6 protein-coding genes are annotated in these 11,068 nt (G+C 46.8%); 4 read left to right on the forward strand and 2 right to left on the reverse strand.

Translation table 11 applies throughout. The annotated features are described in order from the left end of the window. Positions 1 to 862: 862 nt before the first annotated feature. Positions 863 to 1,306 carry an FHA domain-containing protein gene (locus ACLFWI_RS18345; protein ID WP_446414109.1) on the forward strand — a complete coding sequence of 148 codons (444 nt, stop codon included), beginning with the start codon at positions 863 to 865 and terminating at the stop codon, positions 1,304 to 1,306. 1,062 nt (positions 1,307 to 2,368) lie between these two features. Here the strand turns inward: ACLFWI_RS18345 and topA are convergent. Beyond that, positions 2,369 to 4,561, reverse strand: coding sequence for a type I DNA topoisomerase (topA, locus tag ACLFWI_RS18350; RefSeq protein WP_446414110.1), 2,193 nt, complete (start codon positions 4,559 to 4,561; stop codon positions 2,369 to 2,371). A gap of 511 nt (positions 4,562 to 5,072) precedes the next feature. Between topA and ACLFWI_RS18355 the strand changes: the two genes are divergently transcribed. Then, positions 5,073 to 5,687, forward strand: coding sequence for a Uma2 family endonuclease (locus ACLFWI_RS18355; RefSeq protein ID WP_446414111.1), 615 nt, complete (start codon positions 5,073 to 5,075; stop codon positions 5,685 to 5,687). A 45-nt stretch (positions 5,688 to 5,732) separates the two neighbouring features. Here the strand turns inward: ACLFWI_RS18355 and bchD are convergent, their stop codons facing one another. Continuing rightward, positions 5,733 to 7,760: a magnesium chelatase ATPase subunit D gene (gene bchD / locus ACLFWI_RS18360; RefSeq protein ID WP_446414112.1), complete on the reverse strand. Its 2,028-nt coding sequence runs from the start codon at positions 7,758 to 7,760 to the stop codon at positions 5,733 to 5,735. A gap of 352 nt (positions 7,761 to 8,112) precedes the next feature. On the opposite strand from bchD, the gene ACLFWI_RS18365 reads away from it, so the two are divergent. Both ACLFWI_RS18365 and ACLFWI_RS18370 read left to right on the forward strand, forming a co-directional pair. Next, entirely contained in the window at positions 8,113 to 9,465 is a 1,353-nt protein-coding gene (locus ACLFWI_RS18365) for an aromatic ring-hydroxylating dioxygenase subunit alpha (protein WP_446414113.1), read from the forward strand. Positions 9,466 to 9,979: 514 nt separating this feature from the next. Then, positions 9,980 to 11,032, forward strand: coding sequence for a YihY/virulence factor BrkB family protein (locus ACLFWI_RS18370; protein WP_446414114.1), 1,053 nt, complete (start codon positions 9,980 to 9,982; stop codon positions 11,030 to 11,032). Positions 11,033 to 11,068 lie beyond the last annotated feature (36 nt).

The raw sequence follows: 11,068 nt of genomic DNA on the forward strand, positions 1-11,068 counted from the left end.
AGCCCTCAACTCAAGTTGGGGCTAAAAGCTTAAACCCGTTAAAACGGGTTCAATGATTTACTTATACGGAAGGGGGCGATGGCGTGAGTGGGTGATATAAAGTTGCAGTCTAATGTAGAACTTTCTTTTCCCCTAATTTACCCATCTCCTTAAGTTGACATGCATGGGAGGGGTCTTTTCCCTAGTGAGTTAACCAACCGGATCATTTTCTGGTATCCAAGTTAGCCAGTTTCGGCTTCAAGAACGTGCCATTCGGGTTAGGTTATTATTAATTTATATCAGAGTTAAAATTATGATACTGGGAGTCACTGAACTGGGGGGTCAGACCCCTCCCTAACTCTCCCTGGCGAGGGGATGATTGGGTAGCTTGTGCTACAATTAATGGGAAATTATTCCATCAATTTCAATGATTGAATGGGTATTCTAGCATCGGGACATTCACTCGTATAGCGGTTTGGACTTGCTCCGTAATAATACGGTGTGAAAAACTGGGTCAGATTCTGTAAACTGAAGTTATCAGCTATCAAGTGAGACTGGGCATCTTAACTCAATTGTGAGTTAGGTATAGTGTTAAGGTGATAACCAACAGCGATCCGGCTATTGCGTGCGATCGCATACTCTCTAGGCAAAACTCCCTAGTTGGCGGGAGATTCGGGGAAAGTACGGAATATCTAGGATTTCTGGTCACATTTCCTCGTCCAGTCATGTCCTAGACGTGAATCGCACTATATGATTCGTCTGAGGCGTGTCATGATTAAAGGGATAACTTTACACACTGACTCTTAGGAGTAGAGTGTGGGCTTGTAGAAATAGTAAGCCCAATAAACTAACTATCAAGTTTTGATTTTTAGAGGTGCATCAATTGATTCATAAATCTTTGTCAGGCGTAAATCTTGCTCCAAATGTTGTTACGGTATCACTGCGATCCCCGTCCCATAGTGTACCCATTCAACAATGGCATTTTACCGATCAACCGATTATTAAAATAGGGCGCTGTGCGGATAACCATATTGTGCTGCGAAGTTCGGTTGTCTCGCGTTACCATCTGGAATTGCGGCGTATGGGGAACCGATGGAAATTGATTAACTTTGGTAACAATGGGACGTATAAGGACGGTCAACCGATTACGGAACTGGAGATTCAAAATGAAACGATTATTCGACTTGCCCTTTCGGGTCCCCAGTTGCAAATTGATCTTAGCGCCACTGTACCAGAACCGTTGTTAAAGCTGCTGCGTCATCACGATTCGGGGACGGGTAATCAGCCTCTTCCGGGACGATTACGCACTATGTTGAGCGGAAGTTAAATACCTGTAGGGGTAGGGGTAGGGAGTTGGGGCAGCCGTAGAATTCTCCCTGATAGAAGAGATTCAGGGGAATTCCTAGCGTAGGGGCTTGGTTACCAAGCCCATATAACGTTTTGTTTCAATCCCTAAGCTGTTCGGCATTTAAACCTTAATGTCAATAATGGCGAAAGCCTTGTAGTGCGTTTAGCGAAGCCATGCCGCAGGCTTTGCATCTTGCTCGCTACTAATACCCAATTTAAATGCATGACAGCTTAATAGGGATTATAGAGGATTTCGACATAGGATACCGCGTCTTAAGGCGCGATCGCACTTGTTTCAATCCCTGATAGGGATTATAGAGGATTTCGACTTAAACTGGGGTCTAAGTTTCTTTTTGTGTTTTTATTAGTTTCAATCCCTGATAGGGATTATAGAGGATTTCGACTCCTTTCAAATTCTTCATTAGCTCGTTTAAGCTCTGTTTCAATCCCTGATAGGGATTATAGAGGATTTCGACTGCCGACCTCTGAAACGCTTACTGTATTTGGTTTTCAATGTTCGATTGCGACAACCTCCTCTAACTCTAGCATTTCAGCCCTCGGTTTTGACAACCCCCGCCAACAAAAAACTATCAAATCCTTTCTGAATATACCTTTGAGCCATTGCGACAACCCCTTAAATCCAAAAGAGGCGGTAAACCTTGACTGGATAAAGAATACAACCTCAAATTGTGACTCCTCTGAAAAAACACCTACTGGTTGTCGCACCAATCCATCAATAGGGGCTGCTGAATAAGTGTTGCAGTGAGGGGGAGCTGAGGAAGCTGGGGAAGTCAATGCTACTCAAAGTATTGGTCGCTCAGGGCTGAAGGGGTGACAAGCAGATTAAAATATTTAACTGGCTTGGTCTTGGTTGGAATTGTCTCCACACTGGGGAGACAATCTCTAGTTCTAGGAAGGTTGCAGTGAAGTGGACAAAACTCATCATTTCAGTCCTCATCATTACTGGGCTTGGGTTGGTTTCGACTTCCCTGGAGGGGCTGGTTGAGCGAAGCCGAAACCACCCTGTCCACGCACTTATCCATCACTTTTTCACCTCGCCAAGCTTGGGACTCCAAAACGTCCCCTTTTTCGTCCAAAAATAAGCCACATTTTTACATTTTCCCTGGCGAGACTTGGGATTTGCACAACGCAACATCTTTTTAGCTTGACCCTCTTTCTCATATTCATACAACTCCAACGGCTTACCACACTTGGGACAAGCATACTCGGTTAAGTTAGCTGGCTGGGCTGGTTTGGCGGCTACAGGACGTTCCGAACGGGGTAACTCATACTCCCCAGCCTTTCCATTCCAAAACATTACCGCCCCACATCCCCCCTGACGGTTATCGCAACTGAGGAAATGATCCGCTTTCAGCTTCTTAGATGTAGAAAACACCTTGGTCATCTGATGCTGACATTTAGGACAGGAATAATCCGTGAGTTCCGTTCTCGGACGCCGTTTCGATTCACCTTTCGGGGTAGACTGAGTTTGACTGGCTATCTCTGGGACTTGGGAAAATGCCGAGTTGAGCGCCGGAGCAAAATAATCTCGATTCCACCCGGTTAAATAACACTCCCAATCCAATTTCCCAGACGCGATCGCATCCAAGTCCGATTCCATCTTAGCGGTAAACTCTGGCTGAATTAAATCCGGTAATACCTGTGCCAAAAATGCATCCAGTTCCATCCCCAGTTGGGTTGGCTGCAATTTCCCTTTACTTAACTGAACATAATTACGCGCTTTGAGAGTCTTAATTGTCGGTGCATAGGTGCTAGGGCGACCAATCCCCGAACGTTCCATCGCCTGCACCAGTTTGGGTTCAGTGTAACGGGGGGGTGGCTGCGTCTGTTTCTTATCCGCACCTGCGTTATCTAAAGTAAGCAGTTGTCCTGGCTGTACTTGTGGTAATTGGGAATCGGCGGCGATATTATTCCAATAGCGAGTATAACCGGGTACGAGTAACACCTGTCCCCTGGCTTCCCAGAATACATCCCCCGATTGGGTGACAATCCGAGTTTTGGATAATTGAGCTTGACAGCATTGAGTTGCGATCGCGCGATTCCAAATTAAATCATACAGCTTTGCCTCATCCCTAGTCAGTTGAACTGATAATTGTTCTGGTATACGTTCAACATGGGTCGGACGAATGGCTTCATGGGCTTCTTGCGCCCCGGATTTGGAGCGATGGGCGGCTACCCTAGAGGGTACATTATCTGGGTCATGCTGTAAAAGCCACTGTTTTGCCGCCTGACAAAACTCTGGAGACAACGCCACGGAATCCGTCCGCATGTAGGTAATATGCCCAGCTTCATAGAGGCTTTGGGCAATTTTCATCGTCACTTCCGGATTCAGCTTGAGTTTTGCGCCAGCAGCTTGTTGAAGCGTAGAAGTTATAAATGCGGCGGGGGGAGATTGTTTAACGGTTTTTCCTTCTACTGTGACAACATGATGAGAATGAGAACGTGCTATCGTGACTAATTGATCCGCTTCTTCCTGAGAGAGTACCCGCTTCCCTTCCGATACTGGAGTTTCCTCACCCGCATCATCGGGTTGAGTCTTATTTTTATCCCTCGAATTCCGCCGTTGTGTCGTTTGCGGGTAAGTTCGACCTGCGTAAACAGCCTTAAATCCCTCCTGATACTCAACCCAGACGACCCAATAATCCTGGGGTTTAAATGCCAGAATCTCTTGTTCTCGCTTCACCAATAGATGCAGCGTCGCACTCTGCACTCGTCCCATGGACTTGCAGCCGTTATTCAAACGCCAGACTAATCGACTCCCCTTATATCCCACCAACTTATCCAAACAATCCCTAGCCCGTCCGGCGGCGACTAAATTAGAATCAAGGGTTTTCGGATGTGCGATCGCGCGATCGACGGCGGCTTTGGTAATCTCGGTATAGGTCACCCGTAACGGATTCTTCAATCGCAATTCTTGGGTCAAATGCCAACCAATCGTTTCCCCTTCTCTATCGGGGTCAGTCCCCAGGTAAATTCGGTCAGCTTGGCGAATAGCACCACGCAACTCCGATAAGATTTTCTTAGCTTGACTACTCCGGGGAACATAGCGACAGTGAACCTGGGAACCATCCAAATCAAACCCTAGAGAATCTTGACCATCATCCGCTAATTCCCGCACATGACCCATACTGGCTTTAACCGTCCAGCCAGCACCGAGAATGGATTTGAGTTTTTTGATCTTACCGCCTGATTCGATAATTAATAGATTCGCCATGGCTGTTGGCAGCAGCTAATTTGGTGCAATAGATTGGGTTCGTAGTGAGGGCTTCAGCCCTCTCCAGATAGGCGTTAGAGAACTAAAGTTCTCACTACAAACAAAGTCCTATTTTAGGTGGGTCACGCCAGTAGTGGCATGGCACAGCTAAAATTGTGGAATAGATTTTACCATTGAATCGGGCGCACGCTATGCGCCCCTACGGTTTCGGGGCGTGATTCTAATTCATCAATTAAGGTGTGTCAGTCCGCCATCGTGCGTTAGCTCGGCAATAATTTAGGGGAAACTCTAGTGAATTGTGTTCCCCGCGTAACGCACCAACACAAATGGATAATATAAATAATCGCGTTTTAACAGTTGATAATCTCGGAAAGTGCGATCGGCTAATATAGGTGAATAGAACTAAAAACTTGGTTTCTCAACCTAATTTTAGGAAAGACATGAAAATTTGAGTCATAAACCGATTTTTTAACTGCCTAGATCGCTAATCTCTATGACAGGAGAGGTCAAAATGGTACAGACACCAGCAAAACCGGAAACCGAAACTCTGTTACTTGAGTTACCAAAAACCATTAAGCTATATGTCACTCCAGAACAGTTTACAGCCCTAGCCGAGTGCAATAGAGAATTACAACTGGAGAGAACGGCAAAAGGGGAATTAATTGTGAATCCACCCACAGGTTGGCGAACTGGCAAACGGAATTGGAGTATTTCTGGAGAGTTGTATATATGGTGGCGAAATGCAGATGAACCGGGCGAGGCGTTTGATTCCTCAACGGCTTTCATTTTACCCAATGGTGCTACTCGTGCCCCGGATGCTTGTTGGATTAGTCAAGAAAGTTGGGATGCACTGACGGATGAACAAAAGGGAACCTTTGCCAATATTTGCCCGGATTTTGTGGTGGAGTTACGATCGCAGTCGGATACTCTGAAGTCGCTGCAAGAGAAAATGCAGGAGTATATGGATAATGGGGCTAAACTGGGTTGGTTAATCGATCCCCAAAATAGAACAGTAGAAGTGTATCGAGTCGGTTTAAAAATAGAAATATTGTCAAATCCGGCTGAGTTATCCGGTGAGGAAGTCTTACCGGGTTTTGTGTTGAATTTGCGTCGGGTGTGGGGTTAGCGCGATCGCACTTAAGGTGGGCAATGCCCACCCTACATTGCACAATTACCCTGATTTCATATCCGCGATCGCATTCTTCGTCATTGACGCAATGGCTTTATCTGTGGCTTTGGGTAAATGGTAATATTTCCCCCCAGCTTGCTTTGCCAACTCCTTGGCAAACCCTGTGGAGACAAACTTGTTTTCGGTATCAATCACCAATAACTGAATCCCCATTGCCCGAATTCTTGCCGCAATATCCAATAATTCCCCTTTAATATCCGGCTTTTCACCTTCGGGTAGCGGTTCACCGAGGGAACGGGCTAAGGGAATATTCCCGCGTCCATCGGTAATCGCCACAATCACTACCTGACCGATATCGCCCGACATTTTGGCATTCGTACCGACGCGCACCGCCTGGGTTAACCCATGTGCCAAGGGGGAACCGCCACCACAAGGTAACCGATCTAATCGCCCCCGCGCCAAGGCGATGGAACGAGTAGGCGGTAATAACACCTCAGCTTGTTCGCCGCGAAAGGGAATCAGGGACACTTGATCACGATTTTGATAGGCTTCGGTCAAAAGTTGCATCACTGCACCCTTCGCCGACTGCATCCGGTTGAGTGCCATAGAACCCGACGCATCTACCAAAAATACGACCAACGCCCCAGCTTTCCGGGCGAGGCGTTTGGAACGCATATCTCCCGATTCGACGATAACCTTACGGTGCGGCTGGCGTTCCCGGCGGGCTTTTTGATAGGGTGCAGCCGCCCGTAATGTGGCATCAACGGCGATGCGTTTGACTGCACCTTTGGGTAACATCGGCTTGACATATCGCCCGCGATCGTCAGAAAAGATAATACTGCGAGTTCCCGATTTTCCTTGCCGCTGCGCCATCTGAGCGAAGTAGAGGACACTGGGGTCGAGAACAACTCCCTCGGTATCAAAGACGAATTCTTCGGGGACACTGGGGGGTTCTTGTTCCGGTTCCGGTTCCTCTTGGTTGTCGTCGTCTTCTTCTTTATCCTCCGGTTCGTCTTGATCTTGAGACGACTCGTCTTGGGGCGGTGGGGGTGGAGGTGGCGGTGGCGGTTCCTCTGGTGGGGTCTGGACGATGGTAGAACGGGGGACAATTACCAATTCCACGGCGCGTTTCAAATCGTCAGCACTGACCGTCTGACGCCCATCTAGGGCGGCTGAGGCTTTGGCGACGCGCACAGCAAAGAGTTCCGCCCGATGTCCTTGGACACCACCGCGCAGGGCTTCTTCGACCAGATAAGCAATTTGGTCAGATGTAATTTGGACTTCTTTGAGCCATTCCCGTGCCAGGATAATATCAGTTTTCAGGTTATCGATGTCTTCGTTATATTGACTGAGAAAGGCTTGGGGTGAAGTTGTATATGCGATCGCACCTTCGACGGCTTGCACTCGCTGATCCAGTGTCAATACCCCATCGGCAGAGAGGGTTATGGCAATTCTATCGAGTAAATGCTCTCGTAGGGGTCCTTCGTCGGGGTTATAGGTGGCGATTAATAAAGGTTTGCAGGGATGCTGAAAACTCATCCCCTCCCGTTCAACTTGGTTGCGCCCGTCGGTGAGAACGCTTAACAGTTGGTTGGCGATTTGGTCATCCAGGAGGTTGATTTCATCAATATATAACACCCCCCGATGTGCCTGTGCCAAGAGTCCAGGTTGAAACACAGGTTCCCCTTGTTGGACTGATTTCTCCACATCCACGGAACCCAAGAGGCGATCTTCGGTTGTCCCCAGTGGGATTTGCACAAATGGGGCGGGGATAATTTCCGTCTCCACGCTATCAGGTTCAACGCCTTGGGCTAAAAGTTGATCATCCCATTCTTGCGGATAATTGGGATGACAATTAGAAATGGAACCCTTGACTACTTCAATGGGCGGCAGTAGGGCGTGAAGGGCGCGTGCCATCACAGATTTAGCCGTTCCCCGTCGTCCCGCGATCGCCACTCCGCCTAATCCGGGATCAACCGCCGCCAACAGCAGCGCTAATTTAATCGCTTCTTGCCCCACGACAGCCGTTAGGGGAAAATTGGTTGCTGGGGCAGAGTTCAGCACAGGCATAAGGCAAGCATGACACTATCAGTCTTTCAGCATACCTTGTCCTGGAGCCGTTTGGACAGTTAGCGGCAAAATCTCGATGGGGGAGATGGGGAAGATGGGGAAGATGGGGGAGAAATTGTAGAGACGTTCCGGTGGAACGTCTGTTGTAGGGGCGGGTTTTACCCCTAACGTTTCGTTTTCACCCTGATATAACTAAACCCGCCCTGACCTAACCGCTCAATTATCACAAATGACGTAGCTTGCTTTTCAAGGGCAGCGAGTTCTTCACCGTTCACGTTAATTTAATTGTTGTGTAATATCCTTATATAATATTCATCCACACGCTCAGTAAGAATTCATTTTAGTCTTAACTATGACCGTTGCTCCTCATCAACCTGACTCAGCCCAATCAACGAATCCCTTATCTGATCCAAAATTTGAGTCCAAATTTAACTGGAGAAATTGTTGGTATCCTGTCTGTTTCCGCCAAGATTTTCCCAAAGATCGCCCCTATAGTTTTTCGTTGTATGATGAACCGTTCGTTTTATTCCAACACCAAGAGGAATTGATTTGTTTAACCGATCGCTGTCCCCATCGTGCGGCTAAACTATCCGATGGGCAGATGATTGACGGTAAACTTGAGTGCTTGTACCACGGATGGCAATTTGGTCATCAGGGTAAATGTTTGCATATTCCCCAGTTATCGGCTGATGGGACAATACCTGTGAATGCTGGCGTGCGATCGCATAAAGTTGTCGAACGCCAAGGCATGATTTGGATTTGGCCCGGTGCGGCTGAGTTGGCGGATGAACAAACTATTCCCACCATTCCCAAACTGAACCAGCCCGGATTTGTCCATTCCGACAAACTAACGGAACTGCCTTGTGATATCAGCTATGTGATCGAACACATGTTAGATCCGGCTCATATTCATATTACCCATCAGGGGAATCAGGGCGATCGAGCCAAAGCTCAACCCTTGGAAATGGAAATCATTGAGAGTTCAGTTCAGGGGTTTCGCGGCAGGTTTCGGGACACCACAACACCCAACTCAACCTGGAGAAATTTAGATTTTTTGGCTCCCAGTTTAGCCCATCTAAATTTTCCTATTCCTGAGAAAGGTTGGTTTTTGGGGCAGGCATTTTATTTCTTCCCTTTAGGCAAAGGGAGATGTCGTATTCTTACTCGCAGTTATCGTAACTTTGCCACTCAACCAGTTAAGCTGATGCCGAGATGGTGGATTCATTTAAGACAGAATAAAATTATCGCAGAGGATTTAGCGCAGCTTGTCGGACAGCAGAATGAAGTTGAACGGTTGGGACAACCTGTGAAACAGATTTATTCCCCCCTTCCGACCTGTGACACATTTGCCATGGAATATCGCAAATGGCTGGATCGGGTTGGGGCGTCTTTGCCCTATTATCGCGGTTATCTAACCTCGAAAGGTATGGAAAATAAACCTGAAAATCAGTTTAATAAAATGTCAGTGAAGCCGTCATTTTGGCATACTGAAATTTGTGGGTCTTGTAACCGAGCCTATCAGGTAACTCAGCGCGTGGAAAAATGGGGTGTAGGCGTCGCCATTGTTTGGGCAGCGTTGGCAATTTTGAGCGATGATTCTGGGATGGAAATGGGCGCAGTTTTATTGGCAGTTGCAGCGGTGATTGTCGCCGTTTTTGCCAATAAACTCAAGCATCGTTTTGAAGCCTATTCAAAGTTTCATTGACGAATCAAACCTTCAGCAAATGCCTGGTTAAGCTGTTAGGCATTTAAACCTTAATGTCAATAATGGCGAAATCCTTGTATGTAGTGCGTTTAGTGAAGCCATGCCGCAGGCTTTGCATCTTGCTCGCTACTAATACCCAATTTAAATGCATGACAGCTTACTGTTTCCCGTTCCCTATTCGCTTATCCTCATGAATGGCGTCCCACTACTTACACCCCACATCTATCAGGTTATACTAACTTAGGTCAGTTCCTTGGTACTCTCAAGTTCCCCATCTTGACGAACCGCTTCCACCCAGGTGTTAACGATTGAGTCCAGCTTATTAAGTATCTCTTGACTAAAATCCATGGTTGAGCAAGATCATTGGAGATTGCCAAAGTTAGGCAGAATGCCATCTAGTATAGGTCTAAATTTATAACTTTGGGGGGGTGCGCTTAAATACTCAAAATCTTATAAAGATTAACAATTGATGGTTGAAATGTGATATAGGAAAGCCCTCGCGGAGTTATTGGTGATGAATTTTAAGGTTGTTGGAGAACTGTTCAAGGAAACGATTCAAGAATGGCAAGAGGATAAAGCGTCACGGTTAGCCGCCGCCTTAGCCTATTACACGGTATTTTCTCTCGCACCGTTATTGATTATCGCGATCGCGATCGCGGGTTCGATTTTTGGTCCGGAAGCCGCACGGGGGGAAATTGTTCAGCAAATTCAAGGTTTGGTAGGTACTGAGGGGGCTAAGGTGATTGAAACGGCGATTCAAAATGCTAATCGACCGAATATTAGCAATATTGCCTCAATTATCAGTATTATTGTGCTGCTGTTTGGTGCATCGGGAGTCTTCGCTCAACTGCAAGATGCTTTGAATACCGTTTGGGGAGTACAACCGAAACCGGGACGACCTCTTAAAGGTTTTTTACAGAAACGGTTATTGTCCTTTTCTGTTGTACTGGGGATTGGCTTTTTACTCTTAGTTTCTCTGATTGTCAGTGCAGCGTTATCGGCATTGAGTAATTATGCCAGTGATGTACTTTTGGGAGTAGGATTCCTCTGGTCTCTATTAAATTGGGTGCTTTCCCTGGGCGTAATTACGCTGCTATTTGCGATGATGTACAAGTTTCTCCCGGATGTTAAAATTAGCTGGAGTGATGTCTGGATTGGTGCGATTATCACTGCCATACTTTTTACAATTGGTAAGACTTTAATTGGCATGTATTTAGGGCGGGGGAGTTTTGCGTCAACCTACGGCGCTGCGGGTTCGTTAGTGATTTTTCTGGCTTGGGTTTACTATTCAGCCCAAATTCTCTTTATCGGTGCAGAATTCACCCAAGTTTATGCTAGTAAATTTGGCTCAAACATTGTTGCCGATAAACATGCAATTCAACTGACTGAAGCGGATCGGGCAAAACAAGGAATTGCTCATACCGAAGCCCTGAAAAAAGCTACAGGCGATTCAGAGGATTCGGAAAAATCACCTCAGGCAAAACAGTCAGGTAATGCAGGTGCTAAAGCGTTGAAAACCTACCATGATGCCGCCAGGAAAATGGGGTTAAACAAAAAACAAAAATAGGATTAAAGTTAAAGACGAGACGAGAACCCCGACTTC

It is taken from the genome of Coleofasciculus sp. (assembly GCF_046539235.1).
In the GTDB taxonomy this organism is placed as follows: domain Bacteria; phylum Cyanobacteriota; class Cyanobacteriia; order Cyanobacteriales; family Coleofasciculaceae; genus Coleofasciculus.

Excerpts from the sequence above, each read along its gene's own strand:
- topA (WP_446414110.1), bottom strand. The coding sequence starts at position 4,561 with ATGGCGAATCTATTAATTATCGAATCAGGCGGTAAGATCAAAAAACTC.
- ACLFWI_RS18355 (WP_446414111.1), top strand. The coding sequence starts at position 5,073 with ATGGTACAGACACCAGCAAAACCGGAAACCGAAACTCTGTTACTTGAG.
- bchD (WP_446414112.1), bottom strand. The coding sequence starts at position 7,760 with ATGCCTGTGCTGAACTCTGCCCCAGCAACCAATTTTCCCCTAACGGCT.
- ACLFWI_RS18365 (WP_446414113.1), top strand. The coding sequence starts at position 8,113 with ATGACCGTTGCTCCTCATCAACCTGACTCAGCCCAATCAACGAATCCC.
- ACLFWI_RS18370 (WP_446414114.1), top strand. The coding sequence starts at position 9,980 with ATGAATTTTAAGGTTGTTGGAGAACTGTTCAAGGAAACGATTCAAGAA.